The organism is Psychrobacter sp. GTC18467, from assembly GCF_055397455.1.
The window spans coordinates 1,042,877-1,069,270 of record NZ_AP038920.1; the positions used below are offsets into that span (position 1 = coordinate 1,042,877).

Annotated in this window: 21 protein-coding genes; 11 read left to right on the plus strand and 10 right to left on the minus strand. The window is 46.7% G+C overall.

Annotated elements, in window-relative coordinates; genetic code table 11:
• Positions 1–15 precede the first annotated feature (15 nt).
• Positions 16–684: a c-type cytochrome gene (locus tag ACZ5XY_RS04415; RefSeq protein ID WP_464743251.1), complete on the minus strand. Its 669-nt coding sequence runs from the start codon at positions 682–684 to the stop codon at positions 16–18.
• A 400-nt stretch (positions 685–1,084) separates the two neighbouring features.
• On the minus strand, positions 1,085–1,339 hold the full coding sequence (locus tag ACZ5XY_RS04420; RefSeq protein WP_464743253.1) for a c-type cytochrome: 255 nt from the start codon (positions 1,337–1,339) through the stop codon (positions 1,085–1,087).
• A gap of 471 nt (positions 1,340–1,810) precedes the next feature.
• Here ACZ5XY_RS04420 and yihA point away from each other — a divergent pair, with 471 nt between their 5' ends.
• Complete coding sequence (gene yihA / locus ACZ5XY_RS04425) at positions 1,811–2,419, plus strand: ribosome biogenesis GTP-binding protein YihA/YsxC (protein WP_464743750.1); 609 nt, start codon at positions 1,811–1,813, stop codon at positions 2,417–2,419.
• A gap of 4 nt (positions 2,420–2,423) precedes the next feature.
• Here the strand turns inward: yihA and ACZ5XY_RS04430 are convergent, their stop codons facing one another.
• The 3 genes from ACZ5XY_RS04430 to ACZ5XY_RS04440 form a co-directional block, all read right to left on the minus strand.
• Complete coding sequence (locus tag ACZ5XY_RS04430; RefSeq protein WP_464743255.1) at positions 2,424–3,086, minus strand: HAD family hydrolase; 663 nt, start codon at positions 3,084–3,086, stop codon at positions 2,424–2,426.
• Between the two features lie 38 nt (positions 3,087–3,124).
• Entirely contained in the window at positions 3,125–4,153 is a 1,029-nt protein-coding gene (locus ACZ5XY_RS04435; protein WP_464743257.1) for an RluA family pseudouridine synthase, read from the minus strand.
• Between the two features lie 179 nt (positions 4,154–4,332).
• On the minus strand, positions 4,333–4,617 hold the full coding sequence (locus tag ACZ5XY_RS04440; RefSeq protein ID WP_464743259.1) for a hypothetical protein: 285 nt from the start codon (positions 4,615–4,617) through the stop codon (positions 4,333–4,335).
• A 319-nt stretch (positions 4,618–4,936) separates the two neighbouring features.
• Here ACZ5XY_RS04440 and ACZ5XY_RS04445 point away from each other — a divergent pair, with 319 nt between their 5' ends.
• Positions 4,937–8,677 (plus strand): Rne/Rng family ribonuclease, encoded by a 3,741-nt coding sequence (locus ACZ5XY_RS04445; RefSeq protein ID WP_464743261.1) that lies wholly within the window; start codon positions 4,937–4,939, stop codon positions 8,675–8,677.
• Between the two features lie 92 nt (positions 8,678–8,769).
• Here ACZ5XY_RS04445 and ACZ5XY_RS04450 read toward each other — a convergent pair whose 3' ends face one another.
• A complete protein-coding gene (locus ACZ5XY_RS04450) occupies positions 8,770–9,684 on the minus strand; it encodes a DUF808 domain-containing protein (protein ID WP_464743263.1) in 915 nt (304 codons plus the stop codon).
• A 372-nt stretch (positions 9,685–10,056) separates the two neighbouring features.
• Between ACZ5XY_RS04450 and ACZ5XY_RS04455 the strand changes: the two genes are divergently transcribed.
• The 5 genes from ACZ5XY_RS04455 to ACZ5XY_RS04475 all read left to right on the plus strand — a co-directional run bounded on the left by ACZ5XY_RS04455 (position 10,057) and on the right by ACZ5XY_RS04475 (position 16,042).
• Positions 10,057–10,893: a DsbC family protein gene (locus ACZ5XY_RS04455; protein ID WP_464743265.1), complete on the plus strand. Its 837-nt coding sequence runs from the start codon at positions 10,057–10,059 to the stop codon at positions 10,891–10,893.
• Between the two features lie 213 nt (positions 10,894–11,106).
• The gene (locus tag ACZ5XY_RS04460) at positions 11,107–12,432 is read left to right on the plus strand and encodes a homoserine dehydrogenase (RefSeq protein ID WP_464743267.1); all 1,326 of its coding nucleotides are present in this window, start codon (positions 11,107–11,109) and stop codon (positions 12,430–12,432) included.
• 160 nt (positions 12,433–12,592) lie between these two features.
• The gene (locus tag ACZ5XY_RS04465; RefSeq protein WP_464743269.1) at positions 12,593–13,783 is read left to right on the plus strand and encodes a thiolase family protein; all 1,191 of its coding nucleotides are present in this window, start codon (positions 12,593–12,595) and stop codon (positions 13,781–13,783) included.
• 504 nt (positions 13,784–14,287) lie between these two features.
• The gene (locus ACZ5XY_RS04470) at positions 14,288–15,136 is read left to right on the plus strand and encodes a DUF2382 domain-containing protein (RefSeq protein ID WP_464743271.1); all 849 of its coding nucleotides are present in this window, start codon (positions 14,288–14,290) and stop codon (positions 15,134–15,136) included.
• A gap of 141 nt (positions 15,137–15,277) precedes the next feature.
• Complete coding sequence (locus ACZ5XY_RS04475; RefSeq protein WP_464743273.1) at positions 15,278–16,042, plus strand: YsnF/AvaK domain-containing protein; 765 nt, start codon at positions 15,278–15,280, stop codon at positions 16,040–16,042.
• A gap of 72 nt (positions 16,043–16,114) precedes the next feature.
• On the opposite strand, the gene ACZ5XY_RS04480 is transcribed toward ACZ5XY_RS04475, so the two are convergent.
• Both ACZ5XY_RS04480 and secA read right to left on the minus strand, forming a co-directional pair.
• The gene (locus ACZ5XY_RS04480; RefSeq protein WP_464743275.1) at positions 16,115–16,657 is read right to left on the minus strand and encodes a hypothetical protein; all 543 of its coding nucleotides are present in this window, start codon (positions 16,655–16,657) and stop codon (positions 16,115–16,117) included.
• 174 nt (positions 16,658–16,831) lie between these two features.
• On the minus strand, positions 16,832–19,642 hold the full coding sequence (gene secA, locus ACZ5XY_RS04485) for a preprotein translocase subunit SecA (protein ID WP_464743277.1): 2,811 nt from the start codon (positions 19,640–19,642) through the stop codon (positions 16,832–16,834).
• Between the two features lie 362 nt (positions 19,643–20,004).
• Here secA and mutS point away from each other — a divergent pair, with 362 nt between their 5' ends.
• The 4 genes from mutS to ACZ5XY_RS04505 all read left to right on the plus strand — a co-directional run bounded on the left by mutS (position 20,005) and on the right by ACZ5XY_RS04505 (position 25,064).
• Complete coding sequence (gene mutS / locus ACZ5XY_RS04490) at positions 20,005–22,941, plus strand: DNA mismatch repair protein MutS (protein ID WP_464743752.1); 2,937 nt, start codon at positions 20,005–20,007, stop codon at positions 22,939–22,941.
• 77 nt (positions 22,942–23,018) lie between these two features.
• Positions 23,019–23,342 carry a ferredoxin FdxA gene (gene fdxA / locus ACZ5XY_RS04495; protein WP_169392236.1) on the plus strand — a complete coding sequence of 108 codons (324 nt, stop codon included), beginning with the start codon at positions 23,019–23,021 and terminating at the stop codon, positions 23,340–23,342.
• Positions 23,343–23,418: 76 nt separating this feature from the next.
• On the plus strand, positions 23,419–24,354 hold the full coding sequence (locus tag ACZ5XY_RS04500; protein WP_464743279.1) for a hypothetical protein: 936 nt from the start codon (positions 23,419–23,421) through the stop codon (positions 24,352–24,354).
• 14 nt (positions 24,355–24,368) lie between these two features.
• Positions 24,369–25,064 (plus strand): hypothetical protein, encoded by a 696-nt coding sequence (locus ACZ5XY_RS04505; RefSeq protein WP_464743281.1) that lies wholly within the window; start codon positions 24,369–24,371, stop codon positions 25,062–25,064.
• Between the two features lie 114 nt (positions 25,065–25,178).
• Here the strand turns inward: ACZ5XY_RS04505 and ACZ5XY_RS04510 are convergent, their stop codons facing one another.
• Both ACZ5XY_RS04510 and ACZ5XY_RS04515 read right to left on the minus strand, forming a co-directional pair.
• A complete protein-coding gene (locus ACZ5XY_RS04510; RefSeq protein ID WP_464743283.1) occupies positions 25,179–25,679 on the minus strand; it encodes a pilin in 501 nt (166 codons plus the stop codon).
• Positions 25,680–25,795: 116 nt separating this feature from the next.
• A complete protein-coding gene (locus ACZ5XY_RS04515; protein WP_464743285.1) occupies positions 25,796–26,239 on the minus strand; it encodes a pilin in 444 nt (147 codons plus the stop codon).
• Positions 26,240–26,394: the final 155 nt, after the last annotated feature.

Sequence of the window (26,394 nt, forward strand, 5' to 3'; positions counted from 1 at the left end):
ACCGTCCTGTCTTAATTAGTGAACGGCACTTAAATAATCCGCTAAAATACGAATATCGCGGTCAGACAATTTTGAGGCAACCACTTGCATCATGCCTTTTTCACCTTCTTTTTCAGCATCGTTAACGCGTTTTTGGTCAGGGCTTGCAATATCATCATCTCGACCCGCCGCACGGAACAGCTTAAGTTGGGTTGCGATATATTCTGCATGCTGACCGCCAAGTCTTGGGAATGCTGCAAATTTATTGCCCGCCGCATCAGGACCATGACAGCCAGCGCAAGGGATAACGCCGCGCGATTTATCACCGCCTAAGAAAAGTTTGGTTGCCGCTGCGGTCGTTGCAGGATTGCCGTAGCCGACGCCCCAAGGCGCTTGCGAAGCATAATATCCGGCAACGTTTGCCAAATCTTGCTGAGACAAGTTCGCCACTTGCGACTGCATAATGCCATTTTTGCGATGACCGGCTTTAAAGTTGACCAACTGCTTATACAGATACTTAACGTTTTGACCACCAAGATTTGGCTGAGCCGGAACAATACTCACGCCATCGACCCCATGACATGCCGCACAGACGCTTTCTGCAATGGTTTTTCCGGCATTGATATCATATTTTGGCACAGTAATGGCAGCTTGAACGCTGAAACTTGCAACACATAAGCTGGCGGCAGCGATTAACTTTTTCATTGATACAGATCCTACTAACTTAAGCGTAAGCACGGCTAAGATTGATTGACATTTATCGCGATGACATGGCAATGACCCATAACCCAAATCATAGGCGAGCGTCTTATTAAAGTTGCCGCGATAGCCTCAAAAGTGAGTTATGACGAAAACTTAACGCGCACCCCAAACTACTTACTCATACTAGGGGTTAATTTTAATTATTATAGCAAGACTTTCTACAATTTGCCTACTTAATCGTAACCTTGACCGATTTTTCTAGGGTGAGGTTTGATTGGTTTTGTTGATTTCAGCGCAAAGGGTCAACACGATTTGCAACCCTCCTTTGGGCTAAAAAAACCATTTCCCAAAATATCTAAAAATCGAAGTAACTTTTTTGTAAATTTTTTTGCAACCTTTTCAGTTACTTACTCATAAACTCAATCAAATTTTGATAATCTTTATCACTGCATTTTTCGCAAAGTCCCCCTGCCGGCATTTGGGTCATCCCCCCTTTTACCGATTGAATTAGCGCGGGCATGCCTTTTTGTTGTTTGAGCTTTTGCCAAAGCGCTTTATCGCCTTTTTTTGGCGCATTGAGCGCTCCGCTATCATGGCAAGCGGCACAGGAGTTTTGATAAATCGTTGCCGTATCGGCAGCAAAGACTGGGGGCGTCATCAGTGGCGCGCTCAGTAACATAACTGCTGCGATCTTCAACACACTGAGCTGCAAATTTTGCAAATTGAATGGAACTGAACGCATCTGATACCTCCTTTGGCAGTTGGCGTTGGAAGCTTAGCATTAATATGGTGTTTGTTTAGCAAACCACAATATATTTAATAAAATAATGTAATTTACCTATTCTCTCCAGAGTCTTATTATTGTAACAAAATATGTCAACTTTAAATAGGTAAACTTAGTTGAGCTTTGGTAATCGTTCGTTAATTCAAAAGTCAATTAAAAATGAAAAATTAACCGGCTACAAATTAGGGAATTGGCATAAAAGTTCTTATAATGATGCCATTCTCATGTTATCGACCTGAAAATTTTTTAAGGCAAACCCCTATGACGACTTCCCCGCAGAACTTGGTAGCTCAGCATGCCGCCTTTAATACCAAAGCTCGGCAAAAAATCCAGCAAACTGAATTTATGTTATCCGCGCCCACCTTTAAACTTTGTCCTGCCGACAGCGGTCGCGAGATTGCTTTTGCAGGGCGCTCAAACGCGGGCAAATCCTCGGCGATTAACGCGCTGGCCAATCAGCGTCAGCTTGCCCGCTCCTCAAAAACGCCGGGGCGAACGCAGATGATTAACTTTTTTAGCGTGGGCGACCCGTCAGCGCGCTTGGTCGATTTGCCCGGTTATGGCTACGCGGCGGTTCCGCTTGAGATGAAAAAAGAATGGCAGGTGGAATTGGAAGAATATCTGGTATCGCGTGAAAGCTTAGCAGGGCTTGTATTGTTGACCGACATTCGCCATCCGCTGAAGTTTTTTGATGAGCAAATGCTGCACTGGGCAAAAGATGGCGAGCTTCCCGTTCATTTATTATTGACCAAATCGGACAAGCTTAAATACGGCGCGGCAAAAAACACCTTGCTGCAAACTCGGCAAGCGCTAAAAAAACTTAAGCTTAACTGCTCAATTCAGCTGTTTTCTGCGCTTAAAAAAGAAGGCATTGACGAGCTTGCCGGCGTGATGGGGCGCTGGTACGGTGAGGATTGGTTAACTGGCACATTAGATGATGAGCCGTTAAATTAAGCGTTTAACCGCATAACAATTTAGCAAGCTCATCAGGGGTGGCAACCTGATAGCTTGGGTTCTGGGCGGCAAGGTGCTCAGGTTTTGCCGCACCATAATCGACCGCAATGCTGGTCATCTCAAGCTGATTTGCCATTTGAATATCAAAAATGCTGTCGCCAATATAAACAGTATCTTCTATCGGCGTTTTGGTAAATTCTAAAATATCAATGAGCATTTGCGGGTGCGGTTTTGATTTGGCTTCATCAGTGCAGCGGGTGATGGCAAAGTAATCCGCGCTGTTGGATGCGCTTAAAATCCGGTCAAGACCGCGGCGCTTTTTGCCGGTGGCGACCGCAAGCGTTTTGCCATTGTCATTTAACGCTTTGAGCATCGGCTCAATGGGCGTAAAAAATGGCGTTTGGTCGCTTTGGGAAATATAGTAGTCGCTATAGCGCTCTTGAAGTAGCGCTTTATCATTATCGCTTAAACTGGGAAATAAAATCTCAATCCCGCGCTCAAGGCTTAAGCCAATGATGTCTTTGACCGCCGCGTCCGTGGTGGTTAAGTTAAACTTGGCGGCGGCGTGGTGCATCGATGCGACAATAAGACCAATCGAGTCCATCAGCGTACCGTCCCAATCAAAAATGATTAAGGACTTATCCATTAAATTAGCGTGTTGCATCATTATTCTTCTTAGGCTTTAAAATTAGCAGTTCTTAAAAATTAACCGTTGAGCGTTTGCAAAATATCGTCCGGAATCAGCGCTGCCAAATCGTCAGGCAATGGCGCCACCATCAATTCATAGTCCGGAATTTCAAGCTGCCAAGCATGAAGGCATAACCGGTTTACGCCTGAATCATCTTTGATATTATATTTGTCATCGCCCAAAATCGGATGACCCAAATGAGCTAAATGAACGCGGATTTGGTGCGTTCGCCCTGTTCGCGGCATCGCTTCAATTAAACTTACGGGCTTGTCTTTTAATAAAAACTTACCATGAATGATAATATCCGTTTGGCTAGGCTTGGCGTTGTCGTCTTTATTATCCACACGGACGCGGCGCTCGCCATTGGCTAAGGTGAAGCGCAAAAGTGGGGCGTCAATGCTACTTTGAGCCAACACCGGCTGACCGCGAGTGAGACATAAATAATGCTTTTGAATGGTTTTATCGACCAAATGCTGTTGCAAGGTTTTCAGCACCGAGCGCTTTTTGGCAATCATCAACAGCCCTGAGGTGTCCTTGTCCAGCCGATGCACCAATTCCAAATATTTTTTGCCGGTCGCCTCGCGCATGGCTTCAATGACGCCAAAGTTTTGACCGCTGCCGCCATGAACGGCAATTCCGGCAGGCTTATTAAGCACCAGCAAGCCGTCATCTTCATAAACCACGCGCGATAGCAAGCTGTTGGCAAAATCACTACTGATAATTGGCTTATCTCGCGTCGCAATCTGCACCGGCGCAATTCGAATCACGTCATTGCGATAAACGCGGTCGTGAGCCTTACAGCGCTTGTTGTTCACGCGGATTTCATCAGCGCGAATCATTTTATAAATGTGCGATTTTGGAACGCCTTTTAGCCGGTTTAACAAAAAGTTGTCCAAGCGCTGCTCGTGTTGATGGCGGCTGACCTCCACGTAATTGACGCGGCTAAAGTCGCTGATGTCCTCATCGGCGCTTTGCGGTTTTTGTTTGCTGTTAAAAATGGGCGCATGCTCTGTGGCTGTCTGCGGTAAATTCGAGTCGTTTTTCATTTTTCGTTAGTTATTTACTTAAACATTTGCTATAGTTTAGCATGTTGAGCGCTAAAAAAGCGGCTTGAAAATGAGTTTTCGACCTTGATTGTGATTTCATAATGTAGGTCAGATAACCCTATGACGATGCTTTTGTGATACCAGTTGGGTATCACGCTCATCTAACATTTTTTCGCTTGTTAAATTGAAACTATTTTATTTTGGCAAGCGTTGAAAGCCAACCCTTTTGATTTTAGATTTTTTATTTTATTTTGCGCGTTGATGAGGTCAACAATAAAGACCTTGGCAAATCCCCACCCTAAGCGTTTTTGGTGAGGAGTTAACATAAAGTCATTGGACATTTTAGGATAATAAGTTTGGTGAGTGCTTGCCCTGCGGTCAAACAGTTGGGATTTGAATTTTAAGATACTTTTTTTCTGTTTGCCACGTACGCCCCGCTTCGGTAAGCTGACCACTTTTTGCATTTAGGCATGACAATAAGAAGCCAATCGCGGCTTTGAGCATAAATTTGCGTTGATTGATACTTTGTTGACCACGTAACCCTTAAAATCCGCGACCAATTACACTATTGACATTGATATATTAAGATGAGCGAAAGTTATGATTGTGATAATCTCAAGCAGTTACTGCGGTTAGCATGACGTTCATAATTTCGACCTCTTTTATTTGCCCAAAGGTTAAGATTTAATAGCTTTGCAAAATTTTGAACCCTAATTGTTGAAAACTGACTTACCCTTGCCAAAGTTTTCCCCTCATCAATGCGCCTCATCCTAGGACATTGATATGAAACGTATTTTGATTAACGCCACCCAAAACGAAGAGATTCGCGTGGCGCTTTGTAAAGGCAACCACCTTTATGATTTTGACTTAGAAAACCGCACCCGCGAACAAAAAAAATCCAATATTTATAAAGCCCACGTCACCCGAGTTGAGCCGTCGTTAGAAGCCGTTTTTGTCGAATACGGCTCGCAGCGCCAAGGCTTTTTGCCAATTCGTGAAATTTCTAACGAGTATTTAAGCGGCAACCCGCGCGATGAAAACATCAAAAAGCTCATCAAAGAAGGCGATGAGCTCATCGTTCAGGTGGAAAAAGAAGAACGCGGCAATAAAGGCGCAGCGCTGTCAACTTACGTCTCCCTTGCCGGTCGTTATTTGGTGCTGATGCCCAACAACCCACGCGGCGGCGGCATTTCACGACAAATTTCAGGAAAGCTTCGTGAGGATATGAAGCGAATGCTTGCCAATTTGGACTTGCCAAAAGGCATGAGCGTTATTATCCGAACTGCCGGAATCGGTAAGACTCAAGAAGATTTGCAGCACGATTTAAACCATTTGTTAAACATTTGGCAAGCCATTTTAGAGCAAAATAAAAAATTCCCCTCGCCGCGACTTGTTCATCAAGAAGCAGGAGTGGTGACGCGAGCGGTTCGCGATTATCTTCGTGATGATATCACTGAGATTTGGATTGATAACGAAAACGCGTATATCGAAGCGGCAAACTTTATCGATGCGGTGATGCCCAAACAAGCGGACAAACTGCGCAAATATACCGATTATGAGCCGATGTTTGCGCGCTTTAACATCGAAAAGCAAATTGAAACCGCCTATCAGCGCGAGGTTCGCTTGCCATCAGGCGGCTCAATTGTCATCGACCAAACTGAAGCTTTGGTGTCGATCGACATTAACTCCGCCAAATCGACCAAAGGCTCAGACGTTGCCGAGACCGCTTATCATACCAACCTTGAAGCGGCGGATGAAATCGCCCGTCAACTTCGCCTTCGTGATATGGGCGGCTTGATTGTCATTGATTTTATTGACATGAATGACAGTCGTCATCAAAAAGAGGTCGAAAAGCGCTTGGTTGAGGCGACCAAATACGACCGCGCCCGCGTTCAGTTTGGCGAGATTTCCAAATTTGGCTTGATGGAAATGAGCCGTCAGCGCCTGCGCCCATCCTTAGAGGAATCCACCGGTTATATCTGCCCACGCTGCCACGGTAACGGCATGATTCGTGATTTGCGCTCATTGTCCTTGTCCATCATGCGCCAAATTGAGCAAATTGCGCTTAAAGAGCGTCAAGGCGAAGTTCAAGCGGAAGTGCCAACCGACATTGCCGCGTTTTTATTGAATGAAAAACGCGACAGCCTTGTTTATCTTGAGCAAGATAGCGGCACGCGAATTACCATTTTGCCGCACGCGCATTTAGAATCGCCGAATTTTAAACTGCACTTTAACCGCGATGGCTTTGCGCCCTCAAGCTATGAGCGCATCACCGACACCCAGCAGCAAGAATTTAGTGATTTGGGCTATGATGTTGATTGGCAAACCGCCGACGCTGTCCGACCTGAGCAGCAGCCAACGCGAAAGCCGCGAAGCGTATCAAGTCAGCAGCCTAGCAACCAAAATAACCAATCTGGGCAAAATGGTCAAAACGCACCAAGCCAAGCTTCCGCGCAACAATCAATGCAAAAAGAGTCGCGTCAAGCGCCTGCAACGCCGCAAAATAGCACTGTAAACCAAACTGCCCAAAAGCCAGTTGCGCAAAAACCGGCAACGCCTGCCGTTGCTTGGCTATCGAACCTGTTTGCCCAAGCACCGCAAGCAACGCTGCAAGCAAGCGTGAGCAGCAATGATGCCGCGACCGCCATTGAAACGTTGGTCAATTCCGGCGCGCAAAGCTTAGGCGCGTTTGGTCAAGTTGATAGCAGCGCTTTGCAAAACGCTCAGCGTAATGAAAATGAGCAATCGCAATCAGAGCCGCAACCCTCGCAACAACCTACGCAAAGTAAAGAGGACAATGGTGAAGACGAGTCTGATGACCGCCGCAAGCGCAAACCACGTAAAACGCGCGCCAGCAAACCGAGAGCGCGCCGCGACCGTGATGACAATGAAACTGGCAATGATAGCGCAGCTCGCAATCGCAATGACGATAAAAATGCGCCAAGCAATGACGAGTCGCCAAAGCCAAGCGAGGATAACCTTGCCAAGCGCAAACCCAACTCGCAGCGTGGCTCACGCGGTAAGCTTGAGCGCGGCGAGCCATTAACGGCAACCGCTCAAAATGAAAATACCAAAGCGGACGAAAAGCCTCAGGAAAAAGTGCCAAGCAAAGCAGCTAAAGCGCAAAATCCTGACGAAGTGGTGCTCCAAATCAACGAAGCGCCGCCAAAGCTAAAAGCGCAAGAAGTCGTTCATTTATCGCTTGATGAGCACAAACCGGCAGTAAAAGCGCCAAAACCTGCGCAAAAGCCAAGTCCAAAAGCCGTAAGCAAAAGTGACGATAGCGAAAGCCAAACGGTGACAAAAGCTTCTGAGCCAAAAAAGGACGCAAAAGCCGCGGCCGTAATAGTCGCCGACAAAGCTGACCGTCCTGACGACACCTCAAAAAGCGCGTCAAAAGCTGCTGATACTCAAGAAAAAAGCAGCGAGCAAGTGGCAACTAGCGCGAAAGGCGAGACAGAAAAAAGCAGCAGCAAAGGCTCAGAATGGTTTGCCGACCGCTACGTGACTGCGCACAAATTTGGCAAAGCCAATAATGACCCGCGCGTCGTCCGTCAGCAGCAGCCCAAAGCTACGCCAAGCGCTGCCGCCGTTCGCCCTGCACTATCGGGAAGCGTTGGCGACTTTATTCACGCCACCCTCCCCGATGCTGCCGACAAGTTGAGCCAACTTGGCATCATCCGCAGCTTTATTGAAGCGGTATCTAAGGTGAGCCCTCAAGACCAAGTTCAAAGCGTCGAATTTAGCTTTGTAAACTACGGCTACGCGCCGCTTGCCAACGACTACTTAGCGCAGTTTGATGCCATGATTGCGCCGGTCAGTCAGTTTGCAATCGCTCAAGGCAAAACCGCGGTTACCCCGCGCGCTATTGGTCAACGCGCCAGCAACGACCCGCGCGGTCAACATCCTGATTATCAGGACAACGAAAAGCTGCAAGCTGAGTCTGATGCTGAAACTCAGGACAATTCAGCCTCCGCTTCTAAAACGCAAGACGATAGCAGCACAGCGAACCATGAAGCGCCAAGCACTGATGCTCATAACGTTGCTGCCAGTGCCCTAAGCGGGGAGGCGCAAGCCGATGATGTCAGTGCCAACAGCGAAACGCTGCTCAAAGCCGATGAAGCCATTCATCAAAACTTAACTCAAGAATCAGCGCAAGCTGAAACTGAGACTAGTATTGATGCCGATAGCAAGGCGGTCGCTGAACAAGCTGACGTTCAATCAATGCAAGCAATGGACGAAACAAAAGACGATGCCAAAGACGACAGTCAATCGGCAAAGTCAAAAACCACCATTGCCAGCTATAAAAACATGATTGAAAATGTTGCTGAGCAGCTGTTGCCGCAAACCGGAATGTTTAATTTAACCACGCCAAAAGTACCCAAAGCACGAACCCGAAAAGCCAAAGCCGAGCACAAAAAGCCGACGCAAGCGGAAAAGGTAGAAGCGGCGCAAAATGTGGATGACGTTGATAGCATCGATAACAACGACCACCGAAATGATGACGATAGCACCTCATCATAAAGGTTAAGCTATATTTTTATAGCAGTAAAAAACCCCAAAAGTCAGCTTTTGGGGTTTTTCTTTTTAGTTAATTCATTTTAAAAAATTGGCAATTAATGCGCCGCTTTTTGGCGAAGTTTACCAATTATGGTCACAATAATGACCACCAACACACCGGCAATCAATCCAACGACCGAATTAAGTAGCATCGTGGTCACGCTTTCAAAAATGCCGGTCAGATGCGCAAGATTTTCTACCTCGTGATGTAAGTAATTGACCCCATGAACCAAAATACCACCGCCCACCAAAAACATGGCAATCGTTCCGGCAATCGATAAAAACTTCATCAATTTTGGCGCGGCGGACAATAAAAACTCACCAAATTTTTTAGCCGCCTCGCTTGGTTTTTTTAATAAATAAAATCCCAAATCGTCCATTTTGACAATTCCGGCAACCAAACCATAAACGCCTAAGGTCAAGGCAACGGCAATAATGGCAAGCATCAAGCTTTTTTCAAGCAAGCTTGCCCCAACGGCTGAGCCAAGCGCAATCACAATAATTTCAGCGGACAAAATAAAATCGGTTCGAATCGCGCCTTTGATTTTTTGTTTTTCAAACGCCACCAAATCGATACTTTCGTCAGCATTGGCTTGCAGCCGTGCCGATTGTTCCTCGTCATGCGGCAATAGGTGCGGCCAGAATTTGTGAATGACTTTTTCTGCGCCCTCATAAGACAAATATAAGCCGCCGCACATCAATAAAAAGGTCACCAGCGGCGGATAAATGGCGCTAATGAGCAAAGCGGCAGGAACTAAAATTACCTTATTGACCAATGAACCTTTTGCCACTGCCCAAACGACCGGAAGCTCGCGGTCGGCTTTAACGCCGGTGACCTGCTCGGCGTTGAGCGCCAAATCATCGCCCAAAACGCCTGCCGTTTTTTTGGCAGCAACTTTAGTCATCAAGGACACATCGTCCAAAATGACGCTGATGTCATCTAATAAGGCAAGTAAGCTTGCTCCAGCCATAATCACTCCTCGTTAATTCGTTCCAAAAATCGCCATTACTATAATGATTTATTCTTATATTGACTGTAGCTTAATGATTTGAATTTAAATATTACAGATGACAAATGTATCTAAGACGGTGTTTTGTTGGCATTACTATACTTTTTATAACATTAACCCTAACCTACTCATATTAAAGACAAAATTGCAAATTTTTGCTAAAAGCGTTGGGGAATATTAGCGAATGATTTAAAAAATATGTTAAGATAATCCAAATATTTGCTTTAATATCAAACGCTCAGGCGTTTTTTAGCCCGTTAACTTTTTAAAAAAGCGATGATTGCGCTTTTTTGCTTTTCTCCTCAATCAGGCTTGCGCCCTAGGACTTGCGATATGTTTCGACCCTCGATTTTTGCAGCTACCGTTTTTAAACAAAATAAGCTGACCTCGGCACTGATGACGGCTTTGGTGATTATCATTGCTTCTGGCTGCTCAAATAATGCAGCTGACGCCGGCGGCAGCAAAGTTGTCAATAGCGCGCAAGCAAAAACAACGGCGGTGGCAAAAGACAGTGACCGCAAGGTGGCGCAGTCGCTGCAAGAAAACTTAAAAGCCTCAGGGATTGAAGAAAAAATCATCTCTGCCGTGCCAACCGATATGAGCGGCATTTATTGGGTAACGGCTGAGGGCTTGCCGCCATTTTTTACCGACAAATCCGGAAAGCACATCATTCAAGGTCAGATTATCGCTGTCGGTGACGGCGAACCGGTCGATATTAGCAGCGCCATTACCGCAAAAGCGGCTAAAGATGAGCTGAAAAATGTCGCCAAAAAAGACATGATTATTTATCCGGCGAAAGGGGCGACCAAAGCGGTGGTTTATGCCTTTACTGATGCCGATTGTGGCTATTGCCGAAAGCTTCATGAGGAAATGAGCGATATCAACGCTCGCGGGATTGAGGTTCGTTATTTGGCATGGCCACGAAGTGAGCAGTCGATTCCAAAAATGGAGGCGATTTGGTGCAGCAGCGACCGTAAAAAAACCATGAACGATGCTAAAATTGGCGAAAATGTCAGCGCAAAAGCTTGTAACAATCCCGTTGGCGAGCAAATGGCACTTGGCATGCGCTTAGGCGTTCGCGGAACACCAGCCATTTTCACTGAGTCCGGTCAGCAAATCGGCGGCTATCTGCCTGCCGCTCAGTTGGCTGAGGCTGCCATCAACAATTAATCTTAAAAAAACGGGCTTAATTTTGGCTCGTTTTTTTTAATTTATTATCCGCTTTTTTATCAGTCGTTTAGCCCGCTAACTATAGACGGCAGCGCCGGTTCAACGTATGATAACGAAAAGCTTAGCAACTTTTTTATTGGCTAACTTTTTCATTTTATTTTTGCCAATCCATTTATTTTTATCTATTTTTTTAATTAAAAACTTGAGGATACTGTGAGTCACTCTATCAATCTTGCGATACTTGGGCTAGGAACGGTCGGAACGGGCGTCGTCCATTTAATCAATGACAATTTGGATGAATTAAAGCGCAGAAGCGGTCGCGATATTAAGATTACCACGGTGGGCGTTCGCCGCGACCGCGATGATATTGACCCAAGCATCCATCAAAGCCGTGATTTGATGGCAATTGTGGCAAGTGATGAGGTTGATATTGTCATTGAAGTGATTGGTGGTACGACCCTTGCCAAAGAGTTGATTATCAAAGCTATTAAAAATGGCAAACACGTGGTTACCGCAAACAAAGCGCTTTTGGCGGAACATGGCAATGAGATTTTTGCTTTAGCTGAAAAACATAACGTTCACGTGGCTTATGAAGCGGCAGTGGCAGGCGGCATTCCAATTATTAAAGTGATGCGTGAGGCATTAGCCGCTAACAAAGTCGATTGGCTTGCCGGAATCATTAACGGTACGGGCAATTTCATTATGAGCGAAATGCGTGAAACCGGTCGCCCATTTGCAGAAGTTCTCACCGAGGCGCAAGCGCTAGGCTACGCTGAAGCTGACCCAACCTTTGATGTGGAAGGTATTGACGCGGCGCATAAACTTGCGCTACTGGCTTCGATTGCCTTTGGTATGCCGCTGCAATTTGATAAGGTTTACTGTGAGGGCATTACCAAAATTACCTTGCAAGACGTTGAGTATGCCGAAGAGCTTGGCTATCGCATCAAGCACTTGGGGTTTGCCGTTCGCCGCGCGGCAATTGATGACCGCCCTGCCGGAATTGAGCTTCGTGTTCACCCAACTTTAATCCCTAAAGATACCTTACTTGCCAACGTTAACGGCGTGAAAAACGCGGTTCTTGTTAACGCCCATCCGCTTGGACAGACGCTTTATTATGGCGATGGCGCGGGCGCAGGAGCAACGGCGTCGGCGGTGATGGCTGATGTGATGGATTTGGTTCGCGTTCTTGGCACGGACAATCACGGTCACCACGTTCCGCATTTGGCATTTATCCCTGAGCAGCTGAATGATTTGGCGATTTTACCGGCGGAGCAAATGACCACCGGCTATTATCTTCGCGTTCATGCTTATGACAATCCGGGGGTGCTCGCCGACATCACGCGAATTTTAAGTGATTTTAGCATTAACATTGACGCCATTTTGCAAAAACCTGCCCATAAAGTCGGTCAAGTTCCTATCATTATCTTGACCTTGCCGGTGGTTGAAACGCAAATGAATCAAGCCATTGCCAAAATTGAGCAATTAGATGCGGTTACGGACAGCGTGGTTCGCATTCGTTTGGATGAGTTGTCGTCGTAATTATTTATTCTAGTTGCTTATTTAATAAGTAAGCCAACAAAAAATAAAGCTTAGCACTTTGCTTGACTGATGGGTTTGTCGTAGTCTTACTATGGCAAGCCCATTTTTGATATAACTAAAAGATAATTTTTTAAATTCAGCTAAAAATTTTGGAGTGATTATGAGCAAAGTGCAACCCGACCCCATCGTCATCGTTAATGGCGCGCGAACCCCAATGGGCGGCTTTCAAGGCGCTCTTAGCGGTGCGACAGCGACCGACCTTGGCGCAGCAGCAATTCAAGCGGCCATTGAGCGCTCAGGCGTTGATAGCAGCGCGGTCGATGAAGTCATCATGGGCTGCATTTTGACCGCAGGGCTTGGTCAAGGTCCTGCCCGCCAAGCCCTGCGCCAAGCTGGATTGCCAGACAGCACCGCCGCGGTCACCATCAACAAGCTTTGCGGCTCGGGGCTTAAAGCCATTATGCAAGCGGCGGATGGTATTGCTGCTGGCAGCGTTGACATTGCGGTCGCAGGCGGCATGGAGTCGATGACCAACGCGCCGTATTTACTGCCAAACGCTCGCCAAGGCTACCGAATGGGTCACAAAGAAGTCCTCGACCATATGTTCACCGATGGCTTAGAGGACGCCGAAACCGGCAAACTTATGGGGCAATTTGCGCAAGAGATGGCGGATAACAAAGGCTATTCACGCGAGCAAATGGACGCCTTTGCCATTGAGTCGTTAAATCGCGCCCTAACTGCCATCAACGACGGTCATTTTAAAAACGAAATTACCCCTGTTACCCTCAAAACACGCAAAGGTGAAGTCACTGTTGATACAGACGAAGAGCCGGCGCTTGCTGATGCTGAACGTATCCCAAAACTGCGCGCCGCGTTTGCCAAAGACGGTACGATTACCGCCGCTAATGCCAGTTCAATCTCTGATGGCGCGGCAGCTGTCGTGCTTATGAGCAAATCCAATGCTGACGCGCAAAACCTACCCTATCAAGCGCGAATTATCGCCACTGCCTCGCACTCACAGCACCCAAGCGAATTTACCACCGCCCCCATTGGCGCCATTCAAAAAGTGCTTGATAACGCCGGTTGGCAGGTTTCTGAGGTTGACCTTTGGGAAATTAACGAAGCCTTTGCCATGGTGACCATGGCAGCAATGGAAGCGTTTGACCTTGACCATAGCCGTGTCAACATCGAGGGCGGCGCTTGTGCGTTAGGGCATCCGGTTGGCTGCTCGGGCGCGCGAATTGTGGTGACGCTGATCAACTCCCTTGAGCGCACCGGCGGTAAAAAAGGCATTGCTACCCTTTGCATTGGCGGCGGTGAAGCGGTTGCCATTGCTATTGAGCGTGATTAAATTCTATTTATTTCAGTTCTAATTATTTCAGTCCTATTTTTTTCAGTTCTATTTATCTAAAGTCAATTGCTTAAAACCGCGTCTATTGGTATTGATAGAGGCGGTTTTTAACGTTTTGGCATTGACAAGACACTATTAAATAACTGAAATTAAGTTCATTACTGTAAAAAAGCGTTACTTTATAAGGCAGGGTTGTTATGCCACTTACAGCCCATTACACGACTTAACGCGTTAATCACACTTTGCTACGCCGATTATATATCCCTTAAAAATTTGCAGTGTTACGATAATCACAAGTTGAGGCTGTAAGGTTAAATTAACACCCTGAAATGACCAATTGGCAACCAACATTACTTTAACTATCAATAACCTAACTGGTTGTTTTATTTTTGAGTGATAGTTGCCAGTTGTAGTTATCGACAGTAGCCAAAAACCCTTTGCCGCGACTGAAATTTAATCAGCCGGAATTTTATTTTAATAATAACTCACAGAAGGACAATTATAATGAGCCAACTTATCCGCTTACGAGATATCCAAGCCACTCACCGCGACCTTATCGGTGACGACTATTATGACCCAACGGGCAAAACCGCTTACGGCGCCAATGAAGAAAAAATTGGTAAAATCGAAGGCGCATTGGTTGAAGACACCACCGGTCGTATTCGCTACTTAATCGTTGATGCTGGCGGTTGGTTCAGCTCAAAAGAAGTTCTTGTTCCTGCAGGACTTGCGCGCATTGTTGGTGACGACGTGTTCTTTGATAGCCTCACTAAATCACAAGTTGAAGCCATGGAAGTTTACGACCACGACTATCAATACAGCTACAAAGAGCAGTATGAGCGCGACCGCAAAGCCTTTGTAGCCGACACCGTTCCAGAAGCTGAGCGTTTTGAAGTTCAAGATACCTCATACAATGCACCAAATACCCTTGAGCTGCTAGAAGAGCGCTTGACGGTCAATAAAGACCGCATTGTTGCTGGATTGGTCAAAGTCGGCAAGCACGTGGTCACGGAAGAGCGCAACATCGATGTTGACCTAGAAGAAGAGCACGCTCATATCGAACGTACGAACGTTGACCGCCCAACAGAGCGCCGCATTGGTGATGACCTGCACAACCAAACCATTGAAGTTGAGCTAGAAGCCGAGCGCGCCCGCGTTGGTAAAGAAACTTATGTGGCAGAAGAAGTGAGCGTTGGTAAAACCACTCAGCATCATACAGAAACCATTGCTGAAACCATTCAGCGCGAAGAACTTGATGTTGACCGTGAAGGCAACGTGGTTGACCGTGAAGGCAATATCGTCAACCGTGAAGGCATCACTGCCGAAGACGTCCGCCGCGCTCGTGGCATGTAATCTCGCAGCTTTGTGCTAATTCACTTAACGGCATCAAGTATCGTAATAAAAAGGTCAGAGCGCGTCTCTGACCTTTTTTATGAGCGGCTTTAATCGCCTTAGTCTTCATAATATTAAGAATAACAATAATAGGAGCGCGCCATGTCAACTGACCACGTTAATAACCCTGACCTCAATCATAACCCATTGCAAAATGAGTTGCCCTCGCTGAGTCCAAGCCCTCAAGTATCAGGTGGGAATAGTCAGCCACAATCACCGCAAAATGACCAAAAAGCCCTTACCGATGAGCATCAGCCCCAAGCATTTTTGACCGATGATAGCAGCAGCCATAAACTGCCTGCCGCTGAAGCAGCCCGCCTTCAAAACAATACGGCTCATGACTCACTGAGCTCAGCAAAGCCTTCAAATCCTTCAAACCCTCAAGCCCAAGCCGCTCAGAAAATCGGCGGTCACCTTGAGCTGCTTGAGGAGCGCCCCGTTGTCAGCAAAGAGCGCGTTGATGTGGGCAAAGTCGTTGTCACCAAACACACGCGAACCAAAACCGTGAATGTGCCCATCGAGCTGCTTGAAGAATACATCACGGTGCAAACAGAGTTTAGCAATGATGAGCAGCAAGATTTGCTAACGGGCAATTATGAGGATAAAGACGTCGTTCGCCACGTTGCGCCAACCCTTGATAATAAAGCGGTAGTGACGATTAACGGCAATCAGGTCGAGATTGGTGACAGTCCAGTTGAGATTGTGATTTCAAGACAAATAGCAACGGTGACCAAAGACACTTACGTGGTTCAAGAAGTAAACGTCAGCAAAACCACGCATACGCATACCGATAGCGTGGCGGTTGCCCTGCAACACGAAGAATTGGAAGTTACCGAAGAAGGCTTTTTATCGCATCCTCACCGGTAAAACAACGTTTAAATGCGCATAAAAAAAGCAACGTTACCGTTGCTTTTTTATTTTGCCAATCACGCCAAAATATTAACCTGCAGGGGCAACAGCCGGTTTGTCCTCGCGTTTGCACTCATAGGTGCTGACTTCTTTGTCATTTGCATCTAAAACACGAATCACGCCAGTTTCACGGGCTTTATGTGCCACGCGCCATTCGGTGATGCCTTCGCTGCCATCAATGGCAGTTTTGACTTCGTAAACTTCAGGATTGGTGCCGTCATTGGTTTTATCCAAAGTCAGCGTACCTTGATTGGTTTCAAGAACCACTTGATTGGCATCATCTTTGTACGTGGCATCGACTTTAAATTCAGGGGTGCAAAGGTACTGAATTTGAGCAACGCCGCCAGTCACCATTGCCACGGTATCGTCAGCCACATCATCGGCAGGAGCATCTGTGGCAACAATCGCATCATTTGGCTCAGCAGGCTCAGCGGACATCGGAACGGCTTGCTCGCTGCTCAAGTCGGTTTCGGCGCTATTGTCCGGCTCAGGCTTTTGACAAGCGCTTAAGCTTAGCGCCCCAATCATCAAGCCGGTGACGAGCACTGAACCTCTAAACTGCCCTAATTTCATAATCATCTCCTCAAAGTGGGTGGTTATTACTATAGCGTGCCGATTCACAATCGCCTATGCCCAATTTGTAAATGAACTTTTGGTAGCTAAACCCTATTTGCATGGGGTATTGCATGGGGTTGAAATACAGCCGCCAATGGTCATCAACCCATTGCCAATTTGCTTGTTATTATTTTAAATTTTGCCGTGACATTGCTTATATTTGAGCGCTGAACCACAAGGACAAGGCGCATTTCGGCTGATGTTCATGCCCGCATAAGGGTTGGGCTCTTTTTTATCAAGCTCAATACCCTCGCCTGCGCCTGCCACTGAGATGCCGCCGCCGCCAAGGGTAATTTGCATCTGACCGCGAGCTCGTGGGGTTTCGCGTGAATTGTCGCCCTCCTCGCCCAAGCTGCCGCCCTCATCGTGCTCAAAGTGCATCAGCTCTTGCAAGCGTTGCTGCTCGGCGCGCTGCTGAGCCTCTAGCGCCTCAAGCTCCTCTTTGGTTGGGATATGAACACGCGATAAATCCTGAACCGTTTCCGATTTAATCGCCCCAAGCATCATTTGAAACAATTCAAACGACTCGCGCTTATATTCTTGCTCGGGATTTTTTTGCGCATAACCGCGAAGATGGATGCCTTTTCGCAGCTGGTCCATTTGGGTTAAATGCTCTTTCCAGTGCTTATCAAGGCTTTGCAGCATAAAATGGCGCTCAAGCTGAGCGGCGTTGGTCTCGCCCATTTGCTCGCGGCGGCCGTGATAATGATCAAGCGCGGTTTGGATAATCTTGTCGCGAAGCCCTTCTTCGTCCAATCGGCGGTCTTCATCAAGCCAGTCATTAATCGGCATATAAAGCTTAAATTCGTCCTCAAGCTCGTCCTCAAGACCGTCGATGTTCCACTGGTCATCAACCGACCCTGGCGGAACAAACTGGTCAATCATGGCGTTATAAACTTCATAATGCATGGCATCGATGGCGTCCAATAAGTCCATCTCGGCAAGCAAATCATCACGCTGACCGTAAATAACTTTTCGCTGCTCGTTGGCGACGTCATCGTATTTCAGCAGGTTTTTACGGGCGTCAAAGTCGCGGGCTTCCACTTTACCTTGGGCGTTTTCAATGGATTTTGAAACCATTTTATGCTCAATGGCTTCGTCTTCTTTAAGCCCCATGGCACGCATCATATTAACGACGCGGTCACCGGCAAAAATACGCATCAAATCATCTTCAAGCGATAAGAAAAAGCGCGACATGCCAGGGTCACCTTGACGACCGGCGCGACCGCGAAGCTGGTTGTCAATCCGGCGCGACTCGTGGCGCTCAGAGCCGATGATATGCAGACCACCGGCAGCAACGACTTGGTCATGCTTCACTTGCCAGTCGGCTTTTAAGCGCGCAAGCTCATCAGGGCTTACCGCATCGATGTCCTCAATAAATGACTGCCAGTTGCCGCCCAAAATAATATCCGTTCCGCGACCTGCCATGTTGGTAGCGATGGTGACGGCTTTGGGGCTGCCGGCTTGGGCGATGATTTCCGCTTCACGCTCGTGCTGCTTGGCGTTTAGCACGTTATGCTTGATGCCTTCTTGGTCAAGTAGGTAGGATAGCTCCTCTGACGCTTCAATCGTTGCCGTTCCAACAAGCACCGGCGCGCCTTTGGCTTGGATTTCTTTAATCTCGCGGATGATGCCTTTATATTTGCCAAGTTTGGTCAAAAAGATTTGGTCATCCAAATCCACCCGAGCAATCGGGCGGTGCGTTGGAATGACCACCACGTCCAAATCATAAGTTGATTTAAACTCCGCCGCTTCGGTATCTGCCGTTCCGGTCATTCCCGATAATTTGTCATAAAGTCGGAAATAGTTCTGGAACGTGGTGGTTGCTAGCGTTTGGTTTTCCGCTTGAATCTCAACGTTTTCTTTAGCTTCAACCGCTTGATGCAAGCCTTCTGACCAGCGGCGACCGGGCATGGTGCGACCGGTGTTTTCATCAACGATAATCACCTCGCCTTCATGGACGATGTAGTGAATGTTTTTAACAAAAATATGATGGGCGCGGATGGCAGCTTGGACGTGGGCGAGGAGCGGTAACCGGCTTGGGCTATAAAGGCTTTCATTTTCGCCAAGCTCGCCGACTTCCATCAAAAAGCGTTCGATTTTCTCATAGCCTTTTTCGCTGATTTCGATTTGCCGATTTTTTTCATCAATCCAAAAATCTTCGTCTTCGTTATTTTTATTGGCTTCTTCATCTTTTGAGCGTTTGAGGCGCGGAATGATGGTGTTAATCAGCGCGTACATTCTTGAGGAATCTTCAGCTTGACCGGAGATAATCAGCGGCGTTCGCGCTTCATCAATCAAAATCGAGTCAATTTCATCAATAATGGCATAATTCAGCGGTCGCTGTTTTTTCTCACCCAAGCTGAACACCATATTATCGCGAAGATAATCAAAGCCGTATTCGTTGTTGGTGCCGTAAGTGATGTCAGCTTGATAAGCGGCAACCTTGTCATGCGCCGGCTGCTGCGAGTAAATCACGCCAACGCTTAGCCCCAAAAAGGCAAATAGCGGTCGGTTTAATTCAGCATCACGCGCCGCCAAGTAGTCGTTGACCGTAACTACGTGAACGCCCTTACCGCTAATGGCGTTGAGATAAATGGCAAGGGTCGCCATCAAGGTTTTACCCTCACCGGTTTTCATCTCGGCGATTTTGCCTTCATGCAAGGTGATACCGCCAATCAATTGCACGTCATAATGGCGCATTCCGGTGACGCGCAAGGACGCCTCACGGCAAACCGCAAAGGCTTCAGGCAGCAGCGCATCCAAGCTTTCGCCGTTTTGGTGTCGCGATTTGAACTCTTCAGTTTTTTGTTTGAGCGCCTCATCGCTTAGGGCTTGGATATTTTTTTCTTGGGCGTTGACCTTGTCCACCACGCGGCGCATGCGTTTAAGTTCGCGCTCGTTTTTGGTGCCGACCACACTGCCTACAATCTTTGATAACATATAATTTAACCTTTGAAAATTTTTGATTGCCAGCAATCATGGCTGACCATCACCCTACAAAGTGTGCCTCATTATATATGGTTATCGCGGTCATGGATACAAGGGCAGCAGGTCATATTTGCGCGCAAAACTACCGTTAAATCATGATAAAATAGCCCAATCGTGCTGATAATAAATAAGATTATCTTGAATTATCTGCCAACCCTTTTTAAGAATTGAGACTTTGAATGACCAAAAAATCTGCGCCAAATTTGCAATCTTTCCCCCATGTCAACCAACCCGCGCTCAACTTTAATCAACCTATCAATGACGGCAAACTTAGCATCAATCAGCAAATTTTTGATTTAAACGACCACACGCCGATGATGGTTCAGTACCTGACCATGAAAGCGCGCTACCCGAATGCGCTTTTGCTGTACCGAATGGGCGATTTTTATGAGCTGTTTTTTGACGATGCCAAACGCGCCGCCGAAATTTTGGACATCACCTTAACAAAGCGCGGTAATGACAAAGCCGGAAATCCTATTGCCATGGCAGGAGTGCCCTTTCACGCCGCCGACAGCTATATGGCAAGGCTTATTGCCGCCGGTCAAACCGTCGTCGTTTGTGAGCAAATCGATGAGTCAGAAAATAGCAATAACATTAATAAAAACGGCAACGCCAATAACCAAACCATTCCGGCAAAAAGTAAAAACCTTAATAAAAACATCGGCGAGAAAAGTAAAAAATCAGCCAGCGCCACCGGAATCATGCGCCGCGAAGTGGTCAAAACCTTAACCGCAGGGACGCTTACCGATGATGCGCTTATCAGCTCAGGGCAAACGCCAACCGTTGTCGCCATTGATATTGAGCTGCCAAAAGCAAACTCGAACAAACCCATTCAAGCTGCCGTTAGCCAACTTAACCTTGCTGCCGGAACGCTGATTACTCAAGCCATTAGCGAAAATACTTGGCAAGCGCTCACCGCGCAATTACAAACCGTCTTAACCCGATTTGCCCCAAGTGAATGCTTAATTAGCGAAACGGCGGATAACCAGTTAAAGCTTTGGCTGAATCAAAATCTTGACTGCCCCATCATCGACGTTGCCGCCAGTGACTTTCACCGAAGTCATGCCAGCAATACCCTTTGCGAGCAATTTTTGGTGACAAGATTGGATGGTTTAGGGATTAGTGACTTGCCGCTTTGCCAATCCAGCTGCGCGGCGCTTATTCATTATGCTCGGCAGACTCAGCAGCGCCAAGTCCCGCAGGTTAATCAGCTCATTATTGAAACCAATCAAGACTATTTAATCATTGATGCGCAAAGTCAGCAAAATTTAGAAATTTTTGCCCCCGTCACTCCAAACGGAACGGCGCTGATGAGCATCATTAATCATTGCAAAACGCCGATGGGTCGCCGGTTACTTGCCGCGCAGTTAAAGCGACCGCTTCGCAATCATGGTCAAGTCAACGCGCGCTTGGACGCCGTTGAACTTTTAATAACAGCCGCAAATCAAACTCAGCCTTTGCAAACTAGTCTGATTGACAATTTGCAAGCCAAACTGTCCCAAATCGGCGATATTGAGCGCATCAGCAGCCGGATTGCCCTTAATACCGCCAAACCGCGCGATTTGCGAAAGCTTGCCGAGGGTATAGGCTCAAGTCTTGAGCTTGCCAATTTACTACAGCCTTTATTAGAAAAAACAAAATCAACTGACCCAAAATTGTCAGCAACATTACTGACACAAATTGTCAGTCAGTTGCCGACAGCAGACGATAAGCTCATCCAAATCAAAGCCTTTATCGAGAGCGCCATTATCGCAGACCCCCCCGCGCATATCCGCGACGGCGGAATGCTGATGAGCGGCTTTGATGTTGAGCTTGACCGCTTGACCCATTTGCATGACAACATTCAGGCGACCCTTGATGACATGATGGCTCGCGAACGCGCCGCGAATAATCTGCCAAGCCTCAAAGTCGGCTTTAACAAAGTCAGCGGCTTTTATTTTGAATTGCCAAAACTGCAAGCCCAAAGCGCCCCTGAGCACTTTATCCGTAGGCAAACCCTCAAAAGCAGCGAGCGCTTTATTACTGATGAGCTAAAAAATTTAGAAACTGAATATTTAGACGCTCAGTCTTTGGCACTGGCTCGCGAAAAGCAGCTTTATCAAGAGATTATCAATAAATTAAATACTGATATTACCACTATTCAGCAGCTTGCTAATGCGATTGCGCAACTTGATGTCATTACCAATTGGGCAAATCTTGCGACCGAGCACCATTGGCAGCGACCAACGCTCAAAATGGACGCCGCCCTCAGCATCAAAGGCGGTCGCCATGCCGTCGTTGAAATCAAAGCCAAACAAGACCGCCATCAGCGGATAAGCCAAGCGCCCTTTGTCGCCAATGATTGCGAGATTGGCAATAGCAAGTACCCCGAACGCTTGCTACTTATCACGGGCCCTAATATGGGCGGCAAATCGACCTTTATGCGCCAAACTGCGCTGATTGTCCTTTTGGCTCATGTGGGAAGCTTTGTTCCAGTAAGCTCTGCCACCATTGGCAATATCGACCGCATTTTTACCCGAATTGGCTCAAGCGATGACTTGGCAGGTGGCAAATCAACCTTTATGGTGGAGATGATTGAAACCGCCAATATTTTAAACCAAGCTACTGATAAGTCCCTTGTGCTCATGGATGAAATCGGTCGCGGAACGGCAACCACCGACGGTCTTGCCATCGCCCAAGCTTGCCTAACGCGGCTAACGCAACTCAACTGCGCCACCTTATTTGCCACCCATTACTTTGAGCTGACCGCCCTTGCTGCAAGCAATCCCAATATCCGCAATGTCCACGTTGCCGCAAGCGAAGTCGATGGCGAACTGTTGCTCTTGCACCAAATCGTTGAGGGCGCGGCAAGCTCAAGCTTTGGGCTTCATGTCGCCAAAATGGCAGGAATCCCAGCGGAGGTCATCGATGACGCCAAGCGCTGCCTTGATGCGATGCTCAAGGATGGCAATCATAGCAATTGCGACTTAGCTAAGTCTAATAAGTCAATAACGGCAATCGCGGCTAATGCTACGGTGAATAACGCACCAACATCTAAGCAGTTATCCCGAAATCTACCACACGTTGCCAGCCCAAAAGCCGCTTACTTTGCTAATAATACTGAGCAAAATCAATCAGATAACTTAGCATCAGCGCCAAGCGTACTTCTTGACGCCATTCACGCCATCGACCCCGACCACCTCACCCCAAAACAAGCCCATGACGCGCTTTATGCGCTGAAACGCTTGCTTGGGTCGATTGGCAATTGTTAATCGTCCGCAAAAGCGCTAAAATATGACCAACATTTTCACCCCCTTGTCCAACCGTCCAATCACAGGTAGCCATCGCTATGACCTTTGTTGTTACAGATAACTGCATCCTTTGTAAATACACCGACTGCGTGGAAGTCTGCCCTGTGGACTGCTTTTATGAAGGCCCCAACTTTTTGGCAATCGACCCTGACGAGTGCATCGACTGCGCCCTTTGTGAGCCGGAATGTCCCGCCAACGCCATTTTTTCAGAAGATGAAGTGCCCAAAGGTCAAGAGGTCTTTATTCAGCTCAATGAAGAGCTTGCGCAAAAGTGGCCAAACATCACCGAGATGAAAGACAAACTGCCGGAAGCCGCTAAGTGGGACGGCGTCGAAGGTAAGTTGCAGTATTTGGAAAAGTAGATTAAATCTGCAAAAGATAAGCAATGCTTAGAGCAATCTGGCATTGCTATTTTTTTAATTGGGCAAAGTTATAACCATGATTGATGACAAGCACATTCTTGATTATGTCCACCAAAATTTTGGGAAAGCGGCTTGTCTAAATCTAAAAAACATTCATCAAGGCGGTCTAAATAACAGCAAAGGTCGCGACTACGAAAATTATTTTCAATTGTTCAAAGCTTTTGAAATCGCTGTCCAAGATGATATTGATCTCAATCAGCAAATTCTTGCCAATCAAGTATTGGGCTTTGTTGACGATATCTGTCATATCGATAATAACCGGCGTATCAAATACAACTACCAAGCCAAAAACTCTTCAGGATCGACGGCTGACTGGACACCTGAAATCAGCGATCGATTTGCTAAGCAGCGGCTAATTGATACCGACTGCCATCAAATGGCTGAATCCATCAATTGTCTTTTGGTGTCTGATAAAGTAAAAGCACGACAAAACTTAGATAAAATACCGCCTCACTTGGTAGATAAAGACACTTGCCAGTATTTTGCTTATCATCCCACATTGTATGAGCTTGTCTATCAAACGTCGCTGTCCCGATTTATCCAAAAGCTGATTAATAATAACAATCGCTCCAATATCGATTATGCGGCGAAGCTTATCTTAGGGGTGTTACAAGCCAATCACTATCAGTCTGTTGCTGATATTTTTACGCAAGCGCAAGCAGAAGGTCATCCCAATCCGTTTGTGAAATTTCGCGCCTCAAAAGGTACTTTTTTACTGCCTGATTGGCTACAACAACTCTTAACGAACGCACCGCCCTCTATCCGCTATGGTTTAGAATATGATATTCTAACGATTAGATTGCCGTCAGGGTTTGCAACGAGCATCAATATTGAGCTACTAAACCAGCTTGATCATGAGCGCACGGCTCAAGTCCGAACGATCAACGACTTATTGCCGCTTATCTTACAGCTTACGGCGCAATCGTTAACTCAGCATTTAAGCTCTCATTAAAGGAGCGCGATCAAATGAATCATCAACGCCATTTTACCTCTATCGCGACCACGACTGCCAAAGCGCACTTGCAAGGGCTGCTTGACAGCACCCAAAATCCTATACAATACCGCGAGCATATGACCGCACTTGGCAAGCTGTTGGGCGCTATCGCGGCAAGCGCGCTGCCGCCTGCAGGCGATACGACGACGCTTGTGATCGCAACCGCTGAAGATGCCGACTTTTTGCAAGCAGGAGTGATCCAAGCGCTTCATGATCGGCACATCGACACGCGGCTTGCGGTATTTTGGAATCATCATTATCAACTGCCCAATCAGTCAAGCGTCGCCCCCATCGTTCACAAATTTATTGAGCCGGACTATCAGCAAGCGACCCAAATTATGATCGTAAAGTCTGTCATTTCAGGAAGCTGCGTAGTGCGAACCAATTTGATTGAGATGCTGACGGCGCTACCAAAGATTGCGACCATATTTATCTTAGCTCCTGTCGCTCACCGCGACTCAGAACGTAAGCTTAAGGCGGAGTTTCCTGACCATATTTCACAAAAGTTTCGCTTTATCTGCTTTGCCATCGATAATGAGCGCCATAATGGTGAGGTCATCCCCGGCATCGGCGGTCAGGTCTATGAGCGGCTTGGGTTAAGTGACCAACCGGCGTTAACCGGATATGTACCAAAGGTGGTCGAGGCGCAGCTGTTTGCAGGGATGTAAAACTATGTTGAAGGTAAATTGCAGTATTTGGAAAAGTAGGCTCAAAATTTAGCAGAAAAACAAAAACCACCGATTGGCTAAGCTAATCGGTGGTTTTTTGTTTAATGGCTTTCTTTATAAGCTTGAATCAAAATTACAAGACATGGGCAGATAAACTGACTCAATATTGCTATGACAACGCCAAGAGCCGCCACTGTCGCGAAGCCAAACGACTTTTTTTCCGGCAAGTTTTGGATTAACCTGATTAGAAACCGTTGCGGTAATCGATGTCGTTAACGTTAAAGGGTTGCTAATTTGGGCAACGCCAACATTGTTTGGTAGCACAACGCCCACTTGTGAGCTGCCAATAATTAAGTTAGACGCCGACGCTCTCGGGTCACACTCGGTCGAACTTGTACCGATGACGTTTCGACCAGTTTGCAAACATTCTTCAACGGTCAATCGCAGCTGACCTAACTCATTAATAACCCGACCTGCTTGCGTTTTACCTATATAAATTTGATATTGTGGAATGGCAATGGCTGCTAAAATACCTATGATGGCAACGACAATCATTAGTTCAATTAAGGTGAAGCCTGCTTGAAAATTCAATTGACGATTTGGAGTAGCTTTCATGGCGGCATTTCCTATAACTGATATGCCCTCCCTGTTGCAGACATTATGCCAATTGATAATTACAAAAAAAGCCAAACAAGATGTTTGGCTTTTTTATAGATTTTAATATTTAACTATTATGAGCAACCAGCTGGCTTATATTTATCAGCAGCAGTAGTTGCACAAGTCCATGAGCCGTTACCATCACGAGTCCAAGTTAAAGTACTTGAAGTCGATTTTAAATTAGCAGCTGCATTTTGATCGAACGTTGCTTCAATAGTTGACGTTTCAGTTAATACCGCAGCGTTATCACCGTTAGTATCAGGAGCTGCCCCATCAACTTTAGTTGATTGGATATTAGATGCAGTAACCCCAAGAGCACATTCGCCAATACCCGTTTTGCCTTCGTTTAAACAACTTTCAACAGCAGTTTTCACAGCTGCAGTTTCGCCCATTGCACGGCTTACTTGTGACTTAGCAATATAGTTCTGATACTGTGGAATTGCAATCGCAGCCAAAATACCGATAATGGCAACAACAATCATGAGTTCGATTAGGGTAAAACCTTTTTGAGCGTTCATAACACTTCCTTTTAGGTTGGTAGATAGCTTATAAGTGCTATCCAAATTTGCAATCAATTAAAATCTTACTTGTTAAAATCTTTGCAGTGCGGCGGTTATCATTTATAGTTTTAGATACTCGCCATCAGCTGCTGTCATAATAACTGTTGCATATC

Coding starts and splice junctions, on each gene's coding strand:
- ACZ5XY_RS04415 (WP_464743251.1), bottom strand. CDS start 684: ATGAAAAAGTTAATCGCTGCCGCCAGCTTATGTGTTGCAAGTTTCAGC.
- ACZ5XY_RS04420 (WP_464743253.1), bottom strand. CDS start 1,339: ATGACGCCCCCAGTCTTTGCTGCCGATACGGCAACGATTTATCAAAAC.
- yihA (WP_464743750.1), top strand. CDS start 1,811: ATGTTATCCGCGCCCACCTTTAAACTTTGTCCTGCCGACAGCGGTCGC.
- ACZ5XY_RS04430 (WP_464743255.1), bottom strand. CDS start 3,086: ATGATGCAACACGCTAATTTAATGGATAAGTCCTTAATCATTTTTGAT.
- ACZ5XY_RS04435 (WP_464743257.1), bottom strand. CDS start 4,153: ATGAAAAACGACTCGAATTTACCGCAGACAGCCACAGAGCATGCGCCC.
- ACZ5XY_RS04440 (WP_464743259.1), bottom strand. CDS start 4,617: ATGCAAAAAGTGGTCAGCTTACCGAAGCGGGGCGTACGTGGCAAACAG.
- ACZ5XY_RS04445 (WP_464743261.1), top strand. CDS start 4,937: ATGAAACGTATTTTGATTAACGCCACCCAAAACGAAGAGATTCGCGTG.
- ACZ5XY_RS04450 (WP_464743263.1), bottom strand. CDS start 9,684: ATGGCTGGAGCAAGCTTACTTGCCTTATTAGATGACATCAGCGTCATT.
- ACZ5XY_RS04455 (WP_464743265.1), top strand. CDS start 10,057: ATGTTTCGACCCTCGATTTTTGCAGCTACCGTTTTTAAACAAAATAAG.
- ACZ5XY_RS04465 (WP_464743269.1), top strand. CDS start 12,593: ATGAGCAAAGTGCAACCCGACCCCATCGTCATCGTTAATGGCGCGCGA.
- ACZ5XY_RS04470 (WP_464743271.1), top strand. CDS start 14,288: ATGAGCCAACTTATCCGCTTACGAGATATCCAAGCCACTCACCGCGAC.
- ACZ5XY_RS04475 (WP_464743273.1), top strand. CDS start 15,278: ATGTCAACTGACCACGTTAATAACCCTGACCTCAATCATAACCCATTG.
- ACZ5XY_RS04480 (WP_464743275.1), bottom strand. CDS start 16,657: ATGAAATTAGGGCAGTTTAGAGGTTCAGTGCTCGTCACCGGCTTGATG.
- secA (WP_464743277.1), bottom strand. CDS start 19,642: ATGTTATCAAAGATTGTAGGCAGTGTGGTCGGCACCAAAAACGAGCGC.
- mutS (WP_464743752.1), top strand. CDS start 20,005: ATGATGGTTCAGTACCTGACCATGAAAGCGCGCTACCCGAATGCGCTT.
- fdxA (WP_169392236.1), top strand. CDS start 23,019: ATGACCTTTGTTGTTACAGATAACTGCATCCTTTGTAAATACACCGAC.
- ACZ5XY_RS04500 (WP_464743279.1), top strand. CDS start 23,419: ATGATTGATGACAAGCACATTCTTGATTATGTCCACCAAAATTTTGGG.
- ACZ5XY_RS04505 (WP_464743281.1), top strand. CDS start 24,369: ATGAATCATCAACGCCATTTTACCTCTATCGCGACCACGACTGCCAAA.
- ACZ5XY_RS04510 (WP_464743283.1), bottom strand. CDS start 25,679: ATGAAAGCTACTCCAAATCGTCAATTGAATTTTCAAGCAGGCTTCACC.
- ACZ5XY_RS04515 (WP_464743285.1), bottom strand. CDS start 26,239: ATGAACGCTCAAAAAGGTTTTACCCTAATCGAACTCATGATTGTTGTT.